The 20691-nt window shown below is 68.1% G+C and carries 21 protein-coding genes; 10 read left to right on the top strand and 11 right to left on the bottom strand.

Annotated elements, in window-relative coordinates; all coding sequences use genetic code 11:
- Positions 1 to 54 precede the first annotated feature (54 nt).
- The 5 genes from ACFRAH_RS17650 to ACFRAH_RS17670 all read right to left on the bottom strand — a co-directional run bounded on the left by ACFRAH_RS17650 (position 55) and on the right by ACFRAH_RS17670 (position 5588).
- Positions 55 to 2073 (bottom strand): Ig-like domain-containing protein, encoded by a 2019-nt coding sequence (locus ACFRAH_RS17650; protein WP_377992201.1) that lies wholly within the window; start codon positions 2071 to 2073, stop codon positions 55 to 57.
- Between the two features lie 346 nt (positions 2074 to 2419).
- Positions 2420 to 3436 (bottom strand): magnesium and cobalt transport protein CorA, encoded by a 1017-nt coding sequence (locus tag ACFRAH_RS17655; protein WP_377992202.1) that lies wholly within the window; start codon positions 3434 to 3436, stop codon positions 2420 to 2422.
- Between the two features lie 81 nt (positions 3437 to 3517).
- Positions 3518 to 3916, bottom strand: a complete 399-nt coding sequence (locus ACFRAH_RS17660; RefSeq protein ID WP_377992203.1) for a cupin domain-containing protein — start codon at positions 3914 to 3916, stop codon at positions 3518 to 3520.
- 234 nt (positions 3917 to 4150) lie between these two features.
- Entirely contained in the window at positions 4151 to 4882 is a 732-nt protein-coding gene (locus ACFRAH_RS17665; protein WP_377992204.1) for a glutamine amidotransferase, read from the bottom strand.
- 4 nt (positions 4883 to 4886) lie between these two features.
- On the bottom strand, positions 4887 to 5588 hold the full coding sequence (locus ACFRAH_RS17670) for a FadR/GntR family transcriptional regulator (protein ID WP_377992205.1): 702 nt from the start codon (positions 5586 to 5588) through the stop codon (positions 4887 to 4889).
- Positions 5589 to 5717: 129 nt separating this feature from the next.
- Here ACFRAH_RS17670 and ACFRAH_RS17675 point away from each other — a divergent pair, with 129 nt between their 5' ends.
- The 3 genes from ACFRAH_RS17675 to ACFRAH_RS17685 all read left to right on the top strand — a co-directional run bounded on the left by ACFRAH_RS17675 (position 5718) and on the right by ACFRAH_RS17685 (position 9947).
- Complete coding sequence (locus ACFRAH_RS17675) at positions 5718 to 7100, top strand: SLC13 family permease (protein ID WP_377992206.1); 1383 nt, start codon at positions 5718 to 5720, stop codon at positions 7098 to 7100.
- Between the two features lie 67 nt (positions 7101 to 7167).
- Positions 7168 to 8421: a CaiB/BaiF CoA transferase family protein gene (locus tag ACFRAH_RS17680; RefSeq protein WP_377992207.1), complete on the top strand. Its 1254-nt coding sequence runs from the start codon at positions 7168 to 7170 to the stop codon at positions 8419 to 8421.
- A 2-nt stretch (positions 8422 to 8423) separates the two neighbouring features.
- A complete protein-coding gene (locus ACFRAH_RS17685; RefSeq protein ID WP_377992208.1) occupies positions 8424 to 9947 on the top strand; it encodes a carboxyl transferase domain-containing protein in 1524 nt (507 codons plus the stop codon).
- Between the two features lie 79 nt (positions 9948 to 10026).
- On the opposite strand, the gene ACFRAH_RS17690 is transcribed toward ACFRAH_RS17685, so the two are convergent.
- The gene (locus tag ACFRAH_RS17690; RefSeq protein WP_377992263.1) at positions 10027 to 10638 is read right to left on the bottom strand and encodes an NADPH-dependent FMN reductase; all 612 of its coding nucleotides are present in this window, start codon (positions 10636 to 10638) and stop codon (positions 10027 to 10029) included.
- A 231-nt stretch (positions 10639 to 10869) separates the two neighbouring features.
- On the opposite strand from ACFRAH_RS17690, the gene ACFRAH_RS17695 reads away from it, so the two are divergent.
- The 3 genes from ACFRAH_RS17695 to ACFRAH_RS17705 all read left to right on the top strand — a co-directional run bounded on the left by ACFRAH_RS17695 (position 10870) and on the right by ACFRAH_RS17705 (position 13370).
- Entirely contained in the window at positions 10870 to 11013 is a 144-nt protein-coding gene (locus tag ACFRAH_RS17695; protein WP_377992209.1) for a hypothetical protein, read from the top strand.
- 89 nt (positions 11014 to 11102) lie between these two features.
- Positions 11103 to 12968: a Na+/H+ antiporter gene (locus ACFRAH_RS17700; RefSeq protein ID WP_377992210.1), complete on the top strand. Its 1866-nt coding sequence runs from the start codon at positions 11103 to 11105 to the stop codon at positions 12966 to 12968.
- 102 nt (positions 12969 to 13070) lie between these two features.
- Positions 13071 to 13370, top strand: a complete 300-nt coding sequence (locus ACFRAH_RS17705; protein WP_377992211.1) for an antibiotic biosynthesis monooxygenase family protein — start codon at positions 13071 to 13073, stop codon at positions 13368 to 13370.
- Here the strand turns inward: ACFRAH_RS17705 and ACFRAH_RS17710 are convergent.
- A complete protein-coding gene (locus ACFRAH_RS17710; protein ID WP_377992268.1) occupies positions 13367 to 13741 on the bottom strand; it encodes a hypothetical protein in 375 nt (124 codons plus the stop codon). The genes ACFRAH_RS17705 and ACFRAH_RS17710 overlap by 4 nt on opposite strands.
- A gap of 267 nt (positions 13742 to 14008) precedes the next feature.
- Between ACFRAH_RS17710 and ACFRAH_RS17715 the strand changes: the two genes are divergently transcribed.
- Genes ACFRAH_RS17715 through ACFRAH_RS17725 form a run of 3 tightly spaced genes read left to right on the top strand, consistent with a single transcriptional unit; the run spans position 14009 to position 17233 of the window.
- Positions 14009 to 15868, top strand: coding sequence for an ABC transporter ATP-binding protein (locus ACFRAH_RS17715; protein WP_377992212.1), 1860 nt, complete (start codon positions 14009 to 14011; stop codon positions 15866 to 15868).
- On the top strand, positions 15865 to 16869 hold the full coding sequence (locus ACFRAH_RS17720; RefSeq protein WP_377992213.1) for an NUDIX domain-containing protein: 1005 nt from the start codon (positions 15865 to 15867) through the stop codon (positions 16867 to 16869). The genes ACFRAH_RS17715 and ACFRAH_RS17720 overlap by 4 nt, the downstream gene beginning before the upstream one ends.
- Before the next feature lie 40 nt (positions 16870 to 16909).
- Positions 16910 to 17233, top strand: coding sequence for a DUF6221 family protein (locus ACFRAH_RS17725; protein ID WP_377992214.1), 324 nt, complete (start codon positions 16910 to 16912; stop codon positions 17231 to 17233).
- 21 nt (positions 17234 to 17254) lie between these two features.
- On the opposite strand, the gene ACFRAH_RS17730 is transcribed toward ACFRAH_RS17725, so the two are convergent.
- The 3 genes from ACFRAH_RS17730 to ACFRAH_RS17740 form a co-directional block, all read right to left on the bottom strand.
- On the bottom strand, positions 17255 to 18091 hold the full coding sequence (locus tag ACFRAH_RS17730; protein ID WP_377992215.1) for an HNH endonuclease: 837 nt from the start codon (positions 18089 to 18091) through the stop codon (positions 17255 to 17257).
- Between the two features lie 26 nt (positions 18092 to 18117).
- Positions 18118 to 18768 (bottom strand): DUF1992 domain-containing protein, encoded by a 651-nt coding sequence (locus ACFRAH_RS17735; RefSeq protein ID WP_377992216.1) that lies wholly within the window; start codon positions 18766 to 18768, stop codon positions 18118 to 18120.
- A 141-nt stretch (positions 18769 to 18909) separates the two neighbouring features.
- Positions 18910 to 19098, bottom strand: a complete 189-nt coding sequence (locus ACFRAH_RS17740) for a hypothetical protein (protein ID WP_377992217.1) — start codon at positions 19096 to 19098, stop codon at positions 18910 to 18912.
- A 370-nt stretch (positions 19099 to 19468) separates the two neighbouring features.
- On the opposite strand from ACFRAH_RS17740, the gene ACFRAH_RS17745 reads away from it, so the two are divergent.
- Positions 19469 to 20149 carry an NADPH-dependent F420 reductase gene (locus ACFRAH_RS17745; RefSeq protein WP_377992218.1) on the top strand — a complete coding sequence of 227 codons (681 nt, stop codon included), beginning with the start codon at positions 19469 to 19471 and terminating at the stop codon, positions 20147 to 20149.
- A 54-nt stretch (positions 20150 to 20203) separates the two neighbouring features.
- Here ACFRAH_RS17745 and trxA read toward each other — a convergent pair whose 3' ends face one another.
- Entirely contained in the window at positions 20204 to 20629 is a 426-nt protein-coding gene (trxA, locus tag ACFRAH_RS17750; protein WP_377992219.1) for a thioredoxin, read from the bottom strand.
- Between the last annotated feature and the right edge of the window lie 62 nt (positions 20630 to 20691).

Here is a 20691-nt window from a genome sequence, read left to right on the forward strand (position 1 = left end):
GCACTTGTGTGCCGCCGTCGGCCTCTGTTTTGCCTATCTACAGAGAACCCGTGTCTACAGAGAACCCGTGGTGAAGGTCCAGCTGGCGGACTTCAGCGGGTTGCCCGCCAGGTCACGGACCGCCGTCGCGCCACCGGTCACGCTGACCGTGTAGCTGGTCCGCGCGGCCAGGTTTGCCGAGGGGTTCAGCACCCACTGGTTGGTGGTGCCGTTGCGGGAGACAGTGGCGGTCACCTTGGCGCCGGTGGCGGCGTTCTTCAGCGTGACGGTGCCCGTCCCCGCTCCCTGGATGGCCTCGCTGAAGGTCACCGCGATGTTGTTGGCGCGCCGCACCATAGTGGCGCCGGGGCGCGGGGTCATGGCCGTGATGACAGGGGCAGGGCCGGTGGTGAACGTCCAGCTGGTGGTGGCCAGCGGAGTGCCTGCCGCATCGCGGATGTCGGCCGGTCCGCCGGTCAAGGTTGCCGTGTACTTGGCGTCATTGGCGAGGTTGGCCGCCGGGTTCAGCGTGGCGGTCCGGGTGGTGGCGTTGTAGGTGACGGCCGCCGGAACGACGGTGCCGCCCGGGCCGCGCAGCACGAAGGTGGTCCCGCTGATGCCCTGCACCCCCAGGCCTGCAGTCGCGGTGCTGAAGGTGGCCGTGACGTTGCTTCCGGCGGCGACCGCAGTGCCCTTCGCGCCGGGCGTGCGTGCGGTGACCGTGGGGGCCGCGGCGGTGGTGAAGGACCAGCTCCCGGTCCCGAAGGACGCCCCGGCGGCGTCGCGGATGGCCGAGGATCCGCCGGTGAGCGTGGCGGTGTACTTCTGGGAGGCGGCCAGGAGGCCCTCGGGGTTCAGCGTTGCCGTGTGCGTGGCGGCGTCGTAGCTGACGGCCGCCGGCACCGTCGTTCCTGCGGCGTTCCGAAGGACAAAGGTGGAGTTGTCCACACCCTGGACCGCGGTGCTGAAGGTGGCGGTGACGTTGGCTGCCACGGCCGCTCCGGAGGAATTGGCCACCGGGCTGAGAGCCTTCACGGCCGGCGCGGTAAGCGCCGCGGCGGCGGGATCGGCGTACAGCAGGCGGTTCGGTGTTCCCTCGGTGGCCGCGGAAACCTTGCCGGTGCTGGCCGCGGCAAGCAGCTTCGATGCCACCTCGGCAGGCAGCAGTCCCGGCGACCGGGACAGCATCACGGCTGCCGCACCCGCCACGTGCGGAGAGGCCATCGAGGTGCCGCTCATCAGGGCAGTCGCGGTGGTGGAGGCAGGGGACGCGGACTTGATGCCGACACCCGGGGCGTACAGGTCGACGCAGCTTCCGTAGTTGGAGAACGAGGCCTGCTTGTCCGCGGAGTCGCTCGCGGCGACGGTCAGTGCACCGGCAACGCGGGCCGGGGAGCTGTTGCAGGCATCGGCGGCCGAGTTTCCGGCGGCAACCACTGCGGTGACGCCGTCGTTGATGATGCCCTGCACCGCGGCGTCCACCATGGCGCTGGCGGTGCTGCCGAGGCTCAGGTTGGCCACGGCAGGGGTACCGGCCTGATGGTTGGCCGCAACCCACTCCAGCCCGGCAATCACGTCCGAGTTGAAGCCCGAGCCGCTGCAGTCCAGCACCCGGACGGGGATCACCGTGGCCGCCTTGGCCACGCCGTAGGTCTTTCCTGCGATGGTGCCGGCAACATGCGTGCCGTGGCCGTTGCAGTCGCCGGTGCCCAGTCCGTCGGAAACCGCCGTCCAGCCGGAGGCGACGCGGCCGCCAAACTCCGCGTGCGCAGACAGCACGCCGGAGTCAATGACGTAGGCGCTCACGCCGACGCCGGAGGACGCCGCGGTGTAGGTCCCGGACAGCGGCAGTGCACGCTGGTCAATGCGGTCCAGTCCCCACGTTGCGGACTGCTGGGTATCGGCGGCCGTCACCCGGGCATCGGGTTCGACGGCGGCCACGCCCGCCGAGCCCTTCAGTTCCGCCGCCTGCCCGGGCGTTGCCGTCACGACGGCGCCACGGATGGCCTTGGCGAAGGTGCGCCCGACGGCAATATTCTTCGAGCGCAGGTTCCGCACGGCCGAGGAAACGTCGGTCCCGGCCGAGTAGCGCACGATGTAGCGGGCAGGAGCTGCCGCCCGGGTTTCCGTGGCGGCAGCCGTTGCGTTGCCGGCGGTGACGGTGGCGGCCGTGCCCGGGGAGACTCCCGCGAAGGTTGCGGCGAAGCCCGTCAGCAGCAGCGATGCCAGGGCAGGGCGGAGAACAGTCGAAGCGCGAATTTTGGGGTTCCTTCGGAAGCTGAGGGCCGGCGGGAAATGCGGGTGGAAGGCTTGTATCCAGTGTATTTTTCCTACCCAGCACCAGGCCGTTTTTGCCCTGAAGCTTCGGGGAAGCTTCAGCTCCTGCGGTAAAACCGGCGTAATCCTGCGCTTCCGTGCCTCCGAGGCCGGCCGGGACCGCCTAGATCCAATTGTTGCGCTTGAAGGCGGCGTACAGGATCAGCCCCATGCCGATCATCAGCCCGATCGCCATCGGGTAGCCGAAGATCCAGTCAAGCTCGGGCATGGTGTGGAAATTCATTCCATAGATGGTGCCGATGAGTGTGGGCGCGAAAAGGATGGCCGCCCAGGAGGAGATCCTCTTGACCTGCTCGCTCTGCGCGAAGCTGGACTCGGTGAGCCGGCGCATCTCGTCGTTCTGGCGCTGGGCAACGAGGGCTGCGTTGACCGCGAGCGCGTTCTGCAGCAGGGCCCGGAAGGAGGCGACCCGGTCGTTGAGCCGCAGGACGTGGTCCAGCACATCGCGGAGGTGGTCCTGGAGTTCGGGGCCGGGGTGGTGCTCCGGCGTTCCGCTGATCAGGGCCTGCAGGATTCCCGCCAGCGGCCCGGTGGCCCGCTGCACGGTGATGACCTGGCGGGACAGTTCGTAGATGCGCCGGGACACCTCCGGGTCCGCGCCGAAGAGTTCGTCCTCGATCTCGTCGATGTCGTTTTCCAGGCCGGCAGCCACGGGCTCGTACTCGTCCACCACCTGGTCCAGGATGGCGTACAGCACGGCGTCGGGGCCCAGGGCCAGGAACTCCGGCTGGGATTCCATGCGCCGGCGCACCCGCGCCAGGTCCGGCGACTCCGCGCGGCGGACGGTGACCACGAAGTCCGGCCCGGCAAAGACGTGGATCTCGCCGAACTCGACCTTTTCGACGTCGTCGAGATACCGTGCCGGGCGCAGGACCAGGAAGAGCGTTTCACCGTAATGCTCAAGCTTGGCGCGCTGGTGTCCGGTGAGTGCGTCCTCGACTGCCAGGGGGCTGAGGTCGAACTCATCCGCCACAGAGCGCAGCTCGTGGAGGTCGGGGCGGTAGAGCCCGATCCAGGCCATGCCCTCACGCTGCCGCAGCAGGAAGTAGGTCTCCTCCAGCCCTTCCGGATCCGCCGTCCGGCGCCCGGCCACGTACACGGCGTTGTCGATGATGGCCATGGCAGCGACGTTATCCCCTCCGCGACTGCATGCCAATAAGACACGGGACGGATGGAGTCCCGTGAACCTGTGAACCGGGGCTCAGATCCTGGCGTGCAGCCCGCGGCTGACCGGGCGCCCGAACGACGCCGCGCCCAGGAATTCCACGGCTACGAACGGCTCGGAACCCACCACCCATTCATCATGCCCCGGCGGAATCGCGTAGGTGTCGTTGGCCCGGATCGAGGAGCGTGCACCCTCCGGCGTTTCCACCTCCATGACGCCGGAGAGGCAGAAGCCGAGGTGGCTGTGCTGGCAGAAGGGTGTCTGTTCCGTGGGCTTGGTGCATTCGGACCAGCGCCAGCCGGGGGCGAGGATCAGCCGGGCAACGGAGTAGTCGTTGACGTTGACCACGTCCACCTCGGCTTTGTCCGGGCACCTCTTCTTGTCCGGTTCGTCGAAGGATTTGACGGCAAGGGCAGTAATGAAATTGGCGGTCATGGACGGTACCTGCAGATTTGGTTGAGACCTGAAATTTGAAGGCTGCTTCGGGGAAACCCCCACGCTGGCGACGTGCGGACTGCCCCGGGGCGTGACCGGACAACAGCCGCACTTGTTGGTGCGGCATACCCCCTCGCCGCACGCGCACGCAACAGATCCAATGTTGACGTAGTTCAACGTTAGACCTCTGCAGACCGAAGTCAATGGAAATCCGCAGCGGGCAACGGGCTGCGGCTACCGGCGGTAGAGCTTCACAAAATTCCGCAGGATCTTCATCGGTTCGGTGGCGGTGAACGTGCGGGCGGCCGCCATTAGTTCGTCAGCCGATTCCGGCGGGAAGTACCCGGCGTGCCGGTAGATGTCGATCCTGGTTACCAGGCCCTCGGCGTCGAGTTCCGGATGGAACTGGGTGGCATACAGGTTCTGCTTGATCCGGAACATGTGGACCGGGCACGCAGCGGAGCTCGCCAGCAGCACCGCGTTCGGTGGCAGCACCGTGCACCCTTCCTTGTGGCCCGTAAATGCGGTGAACTGCGCGGGAAGGCCGGCCAGCAGCGGATCCTGCAGGCCCTCGGGGCTGAGGCTGATGGTCACGCCGCCCAGCTGCTCGCCGTACGTCCGGTCGATCACGGCGCCCTGGTGCAGGCCAAGGGTCCCCACCCCGTAGCAGGCGCCCAGGAAGGGGAAGTCCTCCGCCACGATCCGGTCCAGCAGCCCGGACAGCTCACGCTCCACCCGGTGCTGGGCTTGGCTCTTCTTTTCGGGCGGGTCGCTGGAGGTGAACGGGCTGCCGCCCACGATGACGCCGGAATAGTCGTCCAGCTCCAGCTCGGGCAGCGGTCCGCGCTCCATCCGGACCCGCTTCAGCTGGTGCGGCTCCAGCCCGCCGAACCGCAGGTAAGCCTCGTATTCGTCCTCCGCGGCGACGTCCTCGGCCCGGGAGGCGAGCAGCAGAAACGGCTTCACGGGCTTACTTCAGCAGGGCGACGTCGGATACGAGGGTGATGTGATCGAGCATCGCGGCCGCTGCGGCCTCCGGGTCCTGGACCCGGATGGCGTCCGCGATCTTGCGGTGGGATGCCAGGGACTGCTCAGGCCGTCCGGGCTGCCCCAGCGATTCAAGCCGCGTTTCCAGGATCATCTCCGCGATGAAGGACATGAGCTGGGCCAGCACGCCCGAGTGCGCCGCGGCGGTGATGGCCTGGTGAAACAGTTCGTCGCCGTGTGCCCCCTTCGCGCCCGAGGCCACCTCTTCCGCCATGACGTCGAGTGCCTTGTCGATCGCTTTCATGTCCGCATCGGTGCGCCTCCCTGCTGCAAGCTCGGCCAGCTTCACCTCGAGCGTGCTGCGGGCCTCCACGATCTCGGGGAGACGGTTCCGGTGCTCACGCAGCCCCTTGAGTACGGAGGGAACGTTGGGCCGGTAGACGAGTACCGCGCCGGTGCCGTGCTGGACGTCAATGACGCCGAGGACCTCGAGGGCCACCAGCGCCTGGGCAAGCGTGGCCCGCGAGACGCCCAGCCGTTCGGCAAGGTCCCGCTCGGCGGGGAGGGTGTCGCCGGGCCCCAGCTGCGCGGACTCGATGAAGTCCATCAGCTGCTCTACGAGCTGTTCGTAGAGGCGCGGGCGGGCGACGCGGGAAATCTGTTGGGTTGCAGTCTTCCTGGGCATTCGCATCCTTCCGGCGTTCTGGCTCCAGCTTAGCGGAGGAGTATTGACAAAGTCACCTAGTGTCTAGGAGGCTAGGCCAGTGAGCCTGTAACCCCCATCACATCAACTCTCATCCCCGGAGGCACAACGATGTCCGCTCCCGTCCTGTCCATCATCATCCTGGCGGTGATGTTCCTGCTGGCCACGGTCCTGCCCCTCAACATGGGCGCCCTCGCCTTCGTCGGCGCCTTCCTGCTTGGCTCGGTGGTCCTCGGAATGTCCACCAGCGACATTCTTGCCAACTTTCCCGGCGGTCTGTTCCTGACGATCGTCGGTGTCACTTACCTGTTCGCGATCGCCCAGAACAACGGAACCATCGACCTCCTGGTCCGCGGCGCGGTCCGGATGGTGGGCAGCAAGGTGGCGCTCATCCCCTGGGTCATGTTCGCCATCACGGCGGTCATCACCGCCGTCGGAGCCCTGTCTCCGGCCGCCGTCGCGATCATCGCCCCGATCGCCCTCAGCTTCGCCGCGAAGCACAAGATCAACCCCCTGATGATGGGCATGATGGTGATCCACGGGGCGCAGGCCGGCGGCTTCTCCCCGATCGCCGTCTACGGCGTCACGGTCAACGGCATCATCGCCAAGACGGATCTCGAAGCCAGCCCCATGGCGATCTTCCTCGCCAGCTTTGTGTTCAACCTCGCCATCGCTGTGGTGCTCTTCATCGTCCTGGGCGGCAGCAAACTGCTCTCCACCAAGACCGGCCGGCTCGTGGAGCAGGCCGCCGAGTCCAGGATGGCCGTCAGCGTCGGCGCCCGGGCCGCCGGAGTCACCCTGCAGGGTTCCGGCTCCGATATCTCCCCCTCCGGCGTCGCCAGCAAGGGAACCTCCGGCTCCTCAGCCGCTGACGCGGCCGGCGCCGGCGCCCGCGCCACCGTTCCGCAGCTGGTCACCATCGCCGGCCTGATCGCCCTCGCCGTCATCTCTCTCGGCTTCAAGGTGGACGTCGGGTTCGTCTCCATCACCATCGCCATGGTCCTGGCCCTCGTCTCCCCTGCCGCGCAGAAGGGCGCCATCAACAAGATCAGCTGGTCCACCGTCCTGCTCATCTGCGGCATGCTCACCTTCGTGGGTGTCCTCGAGGAAGCCGGCACCATCAAGTTCGTGTCCGACGGCGTCGCCCACCTCGGGATGCCGCTGCTGGCGGCCCTGGTGATCTGCTACATCGGCGCCGTGGTCTCGGCTTTCGCCTCCTCCACCGCCATCCTGGCCGCCCTCATCCCGCTGGCCGTCCCGTTCCTGTCCACCGGTGAAATCGGTGCCGTTGGCGTCATCGCCGCCCTGGCCGTCGCAGCCACGATCGTGGATGTCTCCCCGTTCTCCACCAACGGTGCCCTGGTCCTGGCCAACGCCCCGGAGGACGTGGACAAGGACAGGTTCTACAAGCAGATCCTGGCCTATAGCGGCATCGTCGTCATCGCCGGCCCCGCCATCGCCTGGCTGGTCATGGTCCTCCCCGGCTGGATGTAGCCGGCCGGATGTAGGCGTCCCGGAACAGCACCAGCAGCCCCTCCCAGCAAGAGAAGGAACACCCAGCATGAGCCATGAATCCACGTCCCGGCCCGAAGGCCCCCTCGCCGGCTACCTTGTGGTGGACCTGAGCCGCGCCCTGGCCGGACCGCACGCCGGCATGATGCTCGCGGACCTCGGGGCACGGGTCATCAAGGTTGAGAACCCCGGCACCGGCGACGATACCCGCGGCTGGGGACCGCCCTTCGTCGGCCCCGAGGACGATCCCCAGGCAACCTACTTCCTCTCCTGCAACCGCAACAAGGAATCCATAGCCCTGGACCTGAAGAGCGACGACGGGCGGACGGTTCTGCGGGAACTGCTGGAACGGGCCGACGTCGTGATTGAAAACTTCAGGCCCGGCGTGCTGGACCGGCTCGGCTTCTCGGCCGCGCAGATGCACGCGCTGAACCCTTCGCTGGTGGTCCTGTCCATCACCGGTTTCGGCCACGACGGTCCGGAGTCGCGCCGCAGCGGCTACGACCAGATCCTGCAGGGTGAGGCCGGGCTGATGTCCCTGACCGGCTCCGGCCCGGATGATCCGCAGCGGGTGGGCGTGCCCATCGCGGACCTGCTCTCGGGCATGTACGGCGCGTTCGGCACGCTGGCGGCGCTGCTCCAGCGCGAGCGGACGGGGCAGGGCCAGATTGTGCGGACCTCGCTGCTCGCCGCGCTGATCGGCGTGCATGCCTTCCAGGGAACCCGTGCCACCATTGCCGGCGAGGTGCCGAAGGCCCAGGGCAACCACCACCCGTCCATCGCGCCCTACGGCCTGTTCCGCTGCCGGCAGGGCCGCGTGCAGATCAGCGTGGGCAGCGAGAAGCTGTGGCGCACGTTCGCTGCGGCGTTCGGCATCGACGCGGACCGTCCGGAGTTCGCGTCCAACGCAGAGCGCGTCCGCAACCGGGAGAAGGTCATTGAGGAGGTGGAGCGCGTCTTCGCCGGCTACGAGGCGGAACCGCTGCTCGCCATGCTGAACGAGGCCGGGATCCCGGCGGGCAAGGTCCGCACCCTGGACGAGGTTTACGCGTGGGAACAGGTCCATTCGCAGGGCCTGGTGATCGACGTCGAGCACAAGATCCTCGGCAACGTCACCCTCCCGGGGCCGCCGCTGCGCTTCTTCAGCGCCTCGGACACCGCGGAAACCACGCTCAAGTCCCACACGGCGCCGCCGCTGCTGGACCAGGACGGCGGGCTGATACGGCAGTGGCTCGGGCTTGTCCCGGCCGACGCCGCCGCTGCGAGCGTCAGCCCCTTCGGCTCCGCCGGGGAAGGCCGCTGAGCATGCCTGAAACACAGACGGCCCGGCACCTGGACGCCACCGAACTCATCACGGCCGTGCTCGACCCCGGTTCCTACCGCACGTGGGACTCGCCCGTGGTGGACCCGGACCCCAGCCCCGAATACCGGCAGGAACTGGCGGCAGCCCGGGAAAAGACCTGTGTGGACGAATCCGTCCTCACAGGTGAGGGCCTCATCCGCGGCCGCCGGGTGGCCGTCATTGTCAGCGAATTCCGGTTCCTGGCGGGCTCCATCGGCCTCGCCGCAGCGGAACGGATCGTGAACGCCGTCGAACGTGCCACCCGGGAGGGGCTTCCGCTCCTTGCGGGGCCGGCGTCGGGCGGCACCCGCATGCAAGAGGGCACCATCGCGTTCCTGTCCATGGTGAAGATCAGCGCGGCGGTCCGGGCGCACCGGCAGGCGGGCCTGCCCTACCTCGTGTATCTCCGGCACCCCACCACCGGCGGCGTCATGGCTTCCTGGGGCTCGCTCGGGCACATCACCGTGGCCGAGCCGGGCGCCCTCCTCGGCTTCCTGGGGCCGCGGGTCTACGAGGCTCTGTACGGCGCGCCGTTCCCGGAGAACGTCCAGGTGGCCGAGAACCTCTTCGACAAGGGGTTGATAGACGCGGTGGTCCCGCCGTGGCAGCTATCCGACGTCGTGGACCGCGCCCTGGGCATCCTGGTGGCCGGCCCGCCCGCGCAGGTCCGCCCGCCGCGGACGCTGTCCGTGAAACCGTCCGACGCCGGCGCCTGGGAATCGATCGGAATCTCCCGGAACCCGCGGCGCCCGGATCTGCGGCAGCTGCTGGCGTACGGGGCCCGCGATGTGCTGCCGCTCAACGGCACCGGCCAGGGCGAAAAAGACCCCGGCCTGCTGCTGGCGCTGGCCCGCTTCGGGCAGAAGTCCTGCGTGGTGATCGGCCACACCCGGCCGCGCCCCTCGCAGCAGACCGCCATGGGCCCCGCGTCGCTGCGCGAAGCCCGGCGCGGCATGCGGCTGGCCGAGGAACTGGGTCTGCCCCTGGTGACGGTGATCGACACCGGCGGCGCGGCACTTTCCAAGGAAGCGGAGGAAGGCGGGCTGGCCGGCGAAATCGCGCGGTCCCTGCACGACCTCATCGGCCTCAACTCCCCCACGGTGTCCGTGCTCATGGGCCAGGGCACCGGAGGCGGCGCGCTGGCGCTGTTCCCGGCCGACCGAACGATCGCCGCACAGCATGCCTGGCTGTCCCCGCTGCCGCCCGAAGGCGCGAGTGCCATTGTGCACCGCAGCACGGAGTTCGCCCCGGCCATGTCCGAGGCGCAGGGCGTCAATGTCGCCTCGCTCTACGCCCACGGCATGGTGGAGCACATCGTGGACGAACGCGGCGACGCCGCCCTCGAGGGCAGGGCTTTCTGCCAGCGACTGGGCCAGGCGATCGAGTACGAGCTGGCCGCGCTCTCGGCCGCGGGGGTGGCGGAGCTCCTTCCGCAGCGGCTCGAGAAGTACCGCAACCTCGGCGGTCTGGTCCCGCTCCCCCTCTAGCCACCCCCGCGAGGAGTTTTTGTACAGATAATGGCTTCAAAAGGCCTCCGAGCGGCCATTATCTGTACAAAAACTCGGGCTAGCGGGAGAGCTTTTGCGTGTCGGGTTCCCGGTCGCCGATGTGGCCCGGTGCGTTGGCCGCCAGGACCCGCTCGACGAAGGCTCCGTACTCCTCCATGTAGTGGCGCAGGAAGGCCTCCGTGGACTCGTCCTTGACCTCGCCGTCGCCGCCGAACACATCCGGATTGAACTTCACGTAGGCCTCCGGGGCGTTGAGCTGCGGAGCGTCAAGGAAGCTCAGCACGGCGCGCATGGAGGACTGCATCACCGCCGTGCCGATGCTGCCCGGCGAGGCGCCGATGATGCCGGTGGGCTTGCGGGCGAACGAGTTGGTGCCCCAAGGGCGGGAGCCCCAGTCGATGGCGTTCTTCAGGGCGCCGGGAATGGACCGGTTGTATTCCGGGGAGACGAAAAGGATGCCGTCGGAACCTTCAATGGCATCCTTCAGGGCTCGGCCTGCGGGCGGGAAGTCGGCGTCGTAGTCGTAACTGTAGAGCGGCAGGTCCTTGATGGGGATCTCAGTGAATTCCAGGTCCTCCGGGGCCAGCCTGATGAGTGCTTGGGATAGCGTGCGGTTGATGGAACCGCTGGCCAGGCTTCCGACGAAATAGCCGATCTTGTACGTTGCCATGATGATGTTCCTTCCCAGCAGCCGGTGCGGACCGGCCGGGTCGACGGTGCAGAGGGCAGTGCCGTGGCCGGTGGCCACGGGGGCATTTCGGGTGCAACCCCAACAGTTCAGCACAGAACAAAATCCACGGCCAGAGCGCACGGCCGGTTCTTGACAGCCCGGCCGATGCGGTAGCTAGATGAACGTAAGCGATGGCCACCAGCACACAACCGCAACAGAGGGACGGCAGTCATGAGCGAAAATCCGGAGATGCTGCAGCGCATCCACAGCGAAGCCCCCGCCGAAGGGGATGACACGGCCGACCCCACCGACATCCGCATGCATTCGCAGGATCCGGCCGAAGGTGCCGACGACGTCGGCGGAACCACGTCCTGACCTGCGTCTTCATACTGCCCGACGGCGCCGCCCGCCTTTGGCCGGGCCGGGACACTTGGGCGGGCCGGGACAGCTGAGAGGATAGCCCCGTGGAAGTTGCCCTGGGGTTGCTGGCGCTCGCGGCCGTGGTCTGCGCAGTCAGCGCGCTGGGCCGCAAGCTTGACGTGTCGGTCCCCCTGCTCCTGGTACTCGCCGGCGTCGCCGGATCCGTCCTCCCGTTCGTGCCCCGCGTCGATCTCAACCCTGAACTGGTGCTCGTGGGGCTGCTGCCGCCGCTCCTGTACGCCGCTGCCCTGCAGACGTCGCTGTACGACTTCCACTCCAACAAGCGGGCCATCGGGCTGCTCTCGGTGGGCTACGTCATCTTCGGCACCATCGTTGTGGGCCTGGTGGTCTGGTGGCTGTTCCCGGAGATACCGCTTGCCGCAGCCATAGCCCTTGCGGCCGTGGTGGCACCGCCGGATGCGGTGGCCGCGACGGCGATTGCACGGAAGGTGGGAATGCCGCGCCGGATCGTCAGCATCCTGGAAGGAGAGTCGCTGGTCAACGACGCAACCGCCCTGGTGTGCCTGCGCGCAGCCGTCGCCGCCCTCGCAGGAACCGTGTCCGTGCTGGAGATCGGGGCCGACTTCCTGCTGGCCGCCGGCGGCGGGCTGGTGGTGGGACTCGCCGCGGCCTACGTCCTCACGCAGCTGCGCCTGCGGATCCGCAACGTGGCCATCAACACCTCCACGTCGCTGATGGCACCCTTCGTGGCCTACCTACCGGCGGAGGCGATCCACGCGTCCGGCGTCCTGGCCGTGGTGGTCGCGGGCCTGATCATGGGCACCAAGGCGCCCTCCATGCCCGGCGGGGCCGCCCGGCAGAGCCAGCGGAGCAACTGGGAGACGGTGCAGTTCTTGCTGGAAAACTCGGTGTTCCTCCTCATCGGCCTGCAGGCACGGACCGTCATCGAGGGCGTCCAGGACGACTCCCTGGGCGCGGCCAGGATCTGGGCCGGCTGCGCGGTGATCCTGCTGGCCGTGCTCCTGCTGCGGCCGGTCTGGGTCTTTCCGGCGACCTACCTGCCCAGGCTGATCCCGGCCGTGGCCCGGAAGGACCCCGCACCGCCCTGGCAATATCCCGCCATCATCTCGTGGGCCGGCATGCGCGGGGTGGTCACGCTCGCGGCGGCCCTCACCCTGCCCAAGGACCTGGAGCACCGCACGGTGCTGATCCTGGTGGCGATGGTGGTGGTGGCCGGCACGCTGGCGCTGCAGGGGTTCACGCTCCCCGCCCTGGTGCGGCTGCTCCGGGTGCAGGGTCCGGATCCCGGCGAGGACGCACTGGCCCAGGCAGACCTGACGCAGCAGTCAACGGCGGCTGGCGTGCAGCGGCTGCATGAGCTGCAGTCAGATGATGACCCTCCGGAGGTGATGGCCATGCTCAAGCGAAGGACGCAGGAACGCGGGCTGGCCGCGTGGGAACGTCTTGGAAGGCCGACGGCGGAAGCCGCCACCCCCAGCCAGCGTTACGCGCAGCTGCGGCTGGCCATGCTTGAGGCGGAGCGGGCGAAGGTCCTCGAACTCAGGAGCGGCGGGAACTACCCCCACGAGGTACTCAGCAATGTCCTGGAGCGGCTCGACGTCGAGGAGTCGATGCTTGACGCCGTCATCGAGGAGGCCGATGTTTCCGGCTCCCGCGCTGTTGCCAGGCCGGGAGGCGACTGCGAGCACCTGGAGGCAGCGCGCGAACCGGACGTTCCCGGCGACGCACGCTGTGACGCCTGCGTCCGTGAGGGGACCACCACCGTCCACCTGCGCATGTGCCTGGAATGCGGCAACGTGGCATGCTGTGATTCCTCGCCCGCCACGCACGCGTCCCGGCATTTCCAGGCGACCGGTCACCCCGTCATGCGCAGCATCGAACCGGGTGAGGACTGGCGGTGGTGCTACGTGGACGATCTGCTCGGATAGCCCCGGGGTGGAACGGTTAGCCGGCGACTGAAGGCACTCCCCAGCCCGACGCCACGGCCCTAAAATTGTCCCATCCGGCATCTTGGAAAGGGTGTGAGACCGATGGCAGAGCATTACGCTTCCGGGGTCTGGCAGGTCAAGGAAGGCAAGGACGAGGAATTCGTCAAACGGTGGACGGAGTTCCTTCAGTGGTCCAGGGAAAACTTCCCGGCCATGGTTGAAGCAAACCTGCTCCGCGACCGCAACACGGCCGGCCACTACGTGTCATTTTCCGAATGGACAGATGCGGCGTCCCGTGACGCCTGGAAAAAGGCGCCGGAGTTCAAGACGCGCATCACGGCCTGCGTCGAACTGTGCGACAACATGCAGGGGGCCGATTACGACCTGGCGGTCACTGTCTAGCTGATCTTTACGGCGTTGGCCTCCACCACCGGGGCAGCCTGCCCGGCCGCCCCGGCGATGTCGGACGCCGCAGTTATCACCCAGCGTTCCCCGTCCTGTTCATAGCTGACCACCGTTGGAGCAGCGGCACTACTTGCCGCGTCCACGGCCAGCAGCAGTCCCGCCTGCATTTGCCCGGCATGCCTGAACCGGGCGTTCGCGCTGCCCTCGAGGTCGCTGTTGTCGATGAGGATGTAGGCCTTGCCTTCGGCCACCGCCTTGATTGAATACCCGCGCTCCTCATGGACCGATCCGCGGGATGAGGCGATTTCCGTGACCCTGTCGGCCCGCACCAGGCCGTGGCTGATCGTGCGGATCCACACGTCACCCATGGTGACTCCTTTGCTGCCGTGCGGGCTGGAAATGCCTCTACTTGCAAACGGTAGTCCGTGACAGCCCGGTTGTAAGCCCCCCAAACGGAGCAACCGCCGTCGGACCCCAGCCCGGCAGCAGGTTTTCCCCAAGCTCCGGCAGGGTTTTCCCAAAGCTCCATAGGAAATAGTGGATCCGGCCAGGGATATCCTTGGCCGGTCTCAGGGTAATTGCCCAGCGCGCAGCGTTCGGGTGATGCCCGCGACCGCCGAATCTTAGGGGGAGAGATGTTTCAAACCTTTTGGCGGTTCCGCGGGGCGATAGCCCCGCATGCCTGGGCACTGGGGATAGGCGCCCTGCTGGTGGTGTTCGTCGCCGCCATGGAAGTGGCCCTGCCGTGGCCCATGAAAGTCATTGTGGACGACGTGCTGCAGCCGACGGGCAGCTCCCGGCTCCACGAGATGCCGGCTTTCCTCGGCCTGGCAGGCCTGAGCCAGCTCCAGCTGCTTCTGCTCGCCGCGTCTGCACTCCTCGCCATGACAGTGCTGAACGCCGGAGCGGATTATCTCGGCACCCGGCTCCTCAACGGCGTGGGTGAGCGGGCCATGGCCACGATCCGGACAGAGGTCTTCACCCATCTGCAGCGGCTGTCGCTGGCCTTCCACGACAAGCAGCGGCTGGGTGACCTGGTGACCCGCACCACCACCGACGTCGACTACGTCCGTGCGCTCATGGTGTCGATCCTCTCGGTGCTGCTGCCCAATATCTTCATTCTGGGATTCGTCATCACGATCTGCGTGCTGATCGACCCGACGTTCGCGCTGATTGGCCTGGCGGTGTCGCCGCTTCTGTTCATCACGGTGCTGTTCTACCGGCGCCGCATCAAGGGCGCGTCCAAGGAGGCCCGCAGCAGGGACAGCGACATCGCGGCGGCCATGTCGGAGACGTTCGCCTCCGTGCGCGTGATGCAGACCTACACGAGCGAGGCGCGCCACGAGGAGGACTTCCGCACCCGGAACAACGGACGGCGGGACGCCGGCCTGAGGGTCATCCGGCTGCAGTCCATGTTCTCGCCGCTGGTGGACATCATCGCCACCCTGGGCACGGTGCTGGTCATCTGGATCGGCGCGCAGCGCGTGCTGGACGGCACCCTGACCCTGGGCCTCCTGCTGGTCTTCCTCGCCTACCTCAAGGCTCTGTACTCCCCCATGAAGTCCCTGGCCAAGCTCACCACCGTCATCAGCCGTGGCCAGGCCAGCGCCGAGCGCATCCAGGAAATCCTGGACACCGCGCCGGCCATCTCGGACCTGCCCGGGGCACGGCCGGCGCCGCGGCTGGCCGGCGCGGTGGAACTGCGCTCGGTGAGCTTCGGCTACCAGGGGGACCGGCACGTCCTGCACGGGATTGACCTGAAGGTGGATCCGGGCACCGTCGTGGCGATCACCGGCCCGACAGGCGCCGGCAAGTCCTCCGTCGTCAGCCTGATACCGCGGCTGTACGATGCCGCAGAAGGGCAGGTTCTCCTTGACGGCACCGACGTGCTGGACCTGCAGGTGGCCACGGTCCGCAGGCAGGTATCCATGGTGCTGCAGGAATCGATCCTGTTCCGCGGGACCATCTACGACAACATCGCCTACGGCTCGGAGGGCGTCACCCGGGAGCAGGTCCTGGCTGCGGCCGAGGCAGCCTACGTGGACGAGTTCGTCTGCAACCTGCCCCTGGGTTACGACACCCCGGTGGCCGAGCGCGGCGTCACTCTCTCCGGCGGGCAGCGCCAGCGCATCGCCATCGCCCGCGCGCTGGTCCGGGACACCCCCATCGTCATCCTCGATGAACCAACTTCCGGCCTGGACGCGATCTCGGAGCAGTACGTCATGCGCGGCCTGGAACGGCTGATGGCTGGACGCACGGTGATCGTCATCGCGCACCGGCTCTCGACGCTCAAGCGGGCCGACAGGATCTATGTGCTGGACAAGGGGCGGATCGTGGAAAGCGGCAGGCACGGGGAACTCGCCGCGTCCGGAGGCCTCTACAGCCGGCTGGACAGGCTGCAGCATGCCAAGGACACCCCTGCGCTCAGCCTGGTTCCTGCCGACGCGCTGGTTCCTGCCGAGAGCAGCAGCCTTCAGACGGAGACGAGCGCATGAGCAGGACCAAGCCCCCGACATACGGCGCACTGCCCTGGCGGATCGGAAAGAAGGGCGCCCTTGAAGTGCTCCTGATCCACCGGCCGGCCCACGGCGACTGGTCCATCCCCAAGGGCAAGGCGGACCCGGGGGAAACAGGCCAGGAATGCGCCGAACGCGAGGTGCGGGAGGAAACCGGCCTGCAGTGCCATCTGGGCACGGAGCTGCCCAGCATCCGTTACGAGGACCGCAAGGGCAGAATCAAGACCATCCGTTACTGGTCTGCCACGACCGGATCAGGCCGTTTCACCCCCGGAGACGAGGTCGACGCCGTCAGGTGGCTTTCGCTGCCCGCAGCCTTGCGCACGGTGACCGAGCCGCGGGACAGGCCCGCGATCCTCGCCCTGGGCGCCCGGCTCCAGCTTGAGCTGGGTGTCCGCCCTGCTCCGCGGCGGGAGAAAATGCTGCTGCTGGTGCGCGGGGCCGAAATGGTGAAACAGGACGCGTGGGACCCGGCGGCAGGCAGCCGGCCGCTGGCGCCGGCCGGGGAGCAGGCCGCCAGATCGCTCGCCTCACTGGGAGCCATGTTTGACATCGGACGCATCCTCGCCGCACCCTCGCCCCGCTGCATCGAAACCGTCGCCGAACTGGCGCGGCGTGAATCCCTCGAGGTGGAGCGTTCAGAGCACCTGGCCGGCGGCAGCCTGGCGGGCACGCTGGACCTCGTGGCCAGGTCCCGCGGAACCGGGACCGTCCTGTGCACGCACGAGGACGTCATGGCAGATGTCCTGGCCCACCTCATCCACCACGACAGGACGGTCCTGACCAAGCGGTTCCGCGTCCGCAAAGGGTCAGCCTGGGTGATCACCGGCGACCGCACCCGCTACCGCTCCGCCTACTACCTGCCCCTGTCCCCGGCGGACCTCAGCACCGCGGTGGAGCCCAGCCAGGCAGACTTCAGCCCGGCGGGCCTCACCCCGGCAAACGTCGGCACCGGCGCGGACCTCCGCGCCGCCGTGTAGCCACGTGGAGCCCGTGTGGCGGCGGGCGTACGCTCAGACAGTGGACATTGTGGAGTTCCTGTCCGCGCGCATCGCCGAGGACGAGGCGGTGGCGCGCAAGCTGCTCAGCGACCGCACGACGTCGGAATCCGGCAAGTGGTACGAACGCCGCCTGCTGCTGGAATGCGAAGCCAAACGGCGGCTGATCGGCATCATGGAGGCAGCCAGGCAGAACGCCCTGGCCACGCTGGTGAGCGATCCCTTCGGGGAAGACACCGAGTGGATTCCGCAGGCGCTGGAATGGACCACCCTGTCCCTCAATGCGCTGGCAGTCCCCTACAGTGACCATCCGGACTTCAACCGGGACTGGCTCTGGTCCCCCTGACCGGGACGCGGTGCCGGCCCTTCAGGTGCTCCCCAGGATGCGGCGGGCGTCGGCCTGGGCGTCCAGCTCCTGCTGTGACACCACGGATCCGCTGATGTACCCCGCGCCGGACCTCATGGCCCGGAGTTCAGCCACCGTGTACGGGATCCGGCGCCGGTGCGCCATGGCGTGGCAGTTGGGGCACAGCGGAACGAGGTCCTCCACCGGGTCCAGCTCGTAGCCGGGCCCCAGCTGGGCTGCCGGCACCAGGTGATGGACGTGGATGAAGCCTTCCCCGTCCGGGCCGTAGGCCGCCTCGAAGGAAAACCCGCAGGCGGCACATGAGGTGCCGTGGTGCGCCAGGCAGACGCGCCGGGCGTACGGGTCCCGCTCGTGCCGGTTCACGCCCACCCGGATCAGGGCGTCCTGCGGCAGGGTGCCCGGTACAGGAAGGACCGGATCCATCTCATCGGCCGGCAGCCACTCGGCCCAAAGCTCCCGGATGGCGCGTGCCTGCTCCGCCGGGACGGGCAGGCAGCCGTCCGTGGCCTCCACAGCCGCCCAGTCCGCCAGCGGAGCCCGCGCTGCCAGAATGTCCATTGGGATCTGGTCGCCGAGCGGCAGCAGCATGTCAAAGTCGACGTCGACGCAGGCAGCCGCATACGGGGCGGATGCGATCACGCCATGGCCAATCAGCCCGCTGCCCGTCCTTCCATGCAGCACGAGCCAGGCGTCCGCCCCCGGCGCCGGCAGGGCGCCGTTTCCAACGGGCCACGCGCGCCGGTGCGCGCCGGCGGTGCCCAGTTCATCCACCACCCGCGAATAGCCCGGCCAGGTATCGCCTACGCCCGGGTTCCAGCCCAGCAGAACAGCCACCATTCCTTTATCGTGCCACCTGAGGGGCTTCAGGAGGAGCGCCTGCGCCGGCGCCGCCACCACGGCGGTTTGGCTTCCGCGACAGGTTGCGGTGCCGCCGCGGCCACCGCCGCCCGCCGCTCCCGCCACCGCTGCACCTCGACGTCGGCGTTCCGGGTGTTCGTGACCACCGGCGGGCCGCCCTGCAGCTGGCGGCGGGCGTCGATGATGCGGGCGTTGAAGTCCCCGACAATGTCGCGCACCTGCTTTTCCGTGAACTGGGCGTCCAGCCTGGCGTCCAATTCCGCGTCCTCGGTGCGCAGCAGGATCGCCTTTGGTCCCAGGCCGCTGAGGTGTTCGCGCTGGATCAGGCCCTTGACCCACCAGTCGGGGTCGTAGCCCTCCCCCAGGCCGGGAATCGGTTTGCCGGAGTACTTCAGGTTGTCGAACTTTCCCTGCGCCATAGCATCCCGGATCAGGTAATCGGCGCGGGCGGCGTCGCTGACCTTCCGGCGCTTGTCCCGCAGTTCGGCCTCCGCGGCGGACAGCTCCGCGTCCTCCTCCGCTGTCCCGCCGGAGGACCGGAGGGCCCGGAGTTCGGCCGCACGCTCCACCTTCCGCCTGAAGTCGCCGCCCGCTGAACCCGTCACCTTTTCACCGCCCTGCCGCCGGATGTGTCCCTTTCCAGTATTCCGGCGCATGGCGGACTCTTCAACGAGGGTGCGTTCCCACCGGACGGCGGCAGGGCAGGAACGGGACACAACGACGACGGCGGGACCTCCCGCCGTCGTCGGCTGGCGTTTGCACTGGAGCTTGCGTTCGCACTGGAGACCGGATCCGGCCTACATGGGGTCGGGCCAGTTGCCGATGTCGGCACGGACGGGCACGGGGGTGACGTCTTTGTCTTGCGGCCGCGTGCCGGCTTCGCCGGCCACCAGGGCCGGACCGGGAGGAGGGTCGGGCACCGCCTTCACAGGTGCCGTGTTCACAGCCGCCGTGATGACGGGAAGTTCAGACCTCGGAATCTTCATGGGGCCCTCGCAGGTGGGGCGGCAACTTTAGGCCGGGCGGGTACTCAACCATGATTGCCGGCCGTCAGACGAGGCTTTCGCAAACCCTGCGGCTGATGATCCGGCGATCATCGACGTGCCTAATCAGCCGGGGAGAACCGGCCGGTCCGGCAACAAACCGTGGCGGCCGTCCCAGCCCCGTGTGTGCCTGCATCTGGCGGTGCGGCACACTTTCCACCACCAATACTTCAACCCTAGGGGCTGCCGCGGGCGGTGGCATCCGTAGCAGGTACTCGAATTTGGCCGTCGGCCGCTACTTGGGCACTCGCGGCGGTCCGGCCGCGCCCTCTCGACAGACGACGGCCGCCGGGCATCCGTCGTCTGGCGTAATGTGCGAAATACCCGGCGCCCGCAGGCTGTTGCGCCGGACATGACAACAATCGGAATCATCGGTGCAGGACACATTGGCAGCCACGTGGCACGCAAGGCCGTGGAGCTCGGCTACGACGTAGTCATCAGCAACTCGCGGGGCCCGGAGACGCTGGCGGGGCTGGTTGCGGAGCTGGGACCGCGCGCAAGGGCGGCCACGGCCGCCGAAGCCGCAGCGGCGGGCGACTTCGCCGTCGTCACCGTTCCGCTCAGGAACTACCGGGACATCCCCGTGGAACCGCTGGCCGGAAAGATCGTGATCGATACGAACAACTACTACTGGGAACGCGACGGCCGCTTCCCGGAACTGGACAACGGGGAAGCCACCACCTCCGGCCTCCTGCAGGAGCACCTGCTGAAGTCCAAGGTGGCCAAGGGCTTCAACCACATCATGGCCAGCCAGATCACCTCGGACGGCACCCCGCCGGGCACGCAGAACCGCCGTGCGCTGGCCACGGCCAGCGACTACCCCGAGGCGAGTGAGCTGGTGGCGAAGCTCTACGACGAGTTCGGCTTCGATACTGTCAACATCGGCCCCCTCTCCGACAGCTGGCGCGTGGAGCGGGACCGGCCGGCATACGTCGTCCGGCAGAACGCCGCAGAACTGACCGAGAACCTGGCGAAGGCACCGCGGACCATCTGAGGCATATTCAGAGCCCGGCCGCGGCGGTGTCCACTCCCGGAAGAGCTTCAGCACTCATGCGAGGGCCTCCCTCAGCCAGCGGTCCAGCACGGGGGCCGGGGCCGCGCCCGCCTGGCGGGCCACGATCTTTCCGTCCACGATCACCATCAGCGTCGGAACGGCCTGGATGGCGAAGCGGGCGGAGAGGCCGGGCGCTTTGTCCACATCCACTTTCACGAGCTTGACCTCGCCCGCCCGCTCGTGCGCCAGCTGGTCCAGCACCGGGCTCACCATGCGGCAGGGCCCGCACCAGACCGCCCAGAAGTCCACCAGCACAGGCACGCGGGACTGTTCGGCAATGACGGTGAAGTCGTCGTCGCCCGCCTCCACCACCCAGGGCAGGTCACGGCGGCATTTTCCGCACCGCGGGCGCCCCTCGGCGGCAGCCGGCACGCGGTTGGCCTGGCCGCAGTGCGGGCACTTGATGATCACCTTGTTCATGCCGTCGTTGCCCTCCGTTGCCCGATTCCCACGGCTATTCTGCCAAAGCAAATTGTGCCAAA

The organism is Arthrobacter sp. NPDC056727, from assembly GCF_042790555.1.
GTDB lineage: Bacteria > Actinomycetota > Actinomycetes > Actinomycetales > Micrococcaceae > Arthrobacter.

What these genes read in the sequence shown, in the direction of transcription:
- ACFRAH_RS17740 (WP_377992217.1), bottom strand. Translation starts at nt 19,098, where the DNA reads ATGAAGATTCCGAGGTCTGAACTTCCCGTCATCACGGCGGCTGTGAAC.
- ACFRAH_RS17715 (WP_377992212.1), top strand. Translation starts at nt 14,009, where the DNA reads ATGTTTCAAACCTTTTGGCGGTTCCGCGGGGCGATAGCCCCGCATGCC.
- ACFRAH_RS17710 (WP_377992268.1), bottom strand. Translation starts at nt 13,741, where the DNA reads ATGGGTGACGTGTGGATCCGCACGATCAGCCACGGCCTGGTGCGGGCC.
- ACFRAH_RS17655 (WP_377992202.1), bottom strand. Translation starts at nt 3,436, where the DNA reads ATGGCCATCATCGACAACGCCGTGTACGTGGCCGGGCGCCGGACGGCG.
- ACFRAH_RS17685 (WP_377992208.1), top strand. Translation starts at nt 8,424, where the DNA reads ATGCCTGAAACACAGACGGCCCGGCACCTGGACGCCACCGAACTCATC.
- ACFRAH_RS17730 (WP_377992215.1), bottom strand. Translation starts at nt 18,091, where the DNA reads ATGGTGGCTGTTCTGCTGGGCTGGAACCCGGGCGTAGGCGATACCTGG.
- ACFRAH_RS17670 (WP_377992205.1), bottom strand. Translation starts at nt 5,588, where the DNA reads ATGCCCAGGAAGACTGCAACCCAACAGATTTCCCGCGTCGCCCGCCCG.
- ACFRAH_RS17735 (WP_377992216.1), bottom strand. Translation starts at nt 18,768, where the DNA reads ATGCGCCGGAATACTGGAAAGGGACACATCCGGCGGCAGGGCGGTGAA.
- ACFRAH_RS17720 (WP_377992213.1), top strand. Translation starts at nt 15,865, where the DNA reads ATGAGCAGGACCAAGCCCCCGACATACGGCGCACTGCCCTGGCGGATC.
- trxA (WP_377992219.1), bottom strand. Translation starts at nt 20,629, where the DNA reads ATGAACAAGGTGATCATCAAGTGCCCGCACTGCGGCCAGGCCAACCGC.
- ACFRAH_RS17695 (WP_377992209.1), top strand. Translation starts at nt 10,870, where the DNA reads ATGAGCGAAAATCCGGAGATGCTGCAGCGCATCCACAGCGAAGCCCCC.
- ACFRAH_RS17675 (WP_377992206.1), top strand. Translation starts at nt 5,718, where the DNA reads ATGTCCGCTCCCGTCCTGTCCATCATCATCCTGGCGGTGATGTTCCTG.
- ACFRAH_RS17660 (WP_377992203.1), bottom strand. Translation starts at nt 3,916, where the DNA reads ATGACCGCCAATTTCATTACTGCCCTTGCCGTCAAATCCTTCGACGAA.
- ACFRAH_RS17690 (WP_377992263.1), bottom strand. Translation starts at nt 10,638, where the DNA reads ATGGCAACGTACAAGATCGGCTATTTCGTCGGAAGCCTGGCCAGCGGT.
- ACFRAH_RS17680 (WP_377992207.1), top strand. Translation starts at nt 7,168, where the DNA reads ATGAGCCATGAATCCACGTCCCGGCCCGAAGGCCCCCTCGCCGGCTAC.
- ACFRAH_RS17705 (WP_377992211.1), top strand. Translation starts at nt 13,071, where the DNA reads ATGGCAGAGCATTACGCTTCCGGGGTCTGGCAGGTCAAGGAAGGCAAG.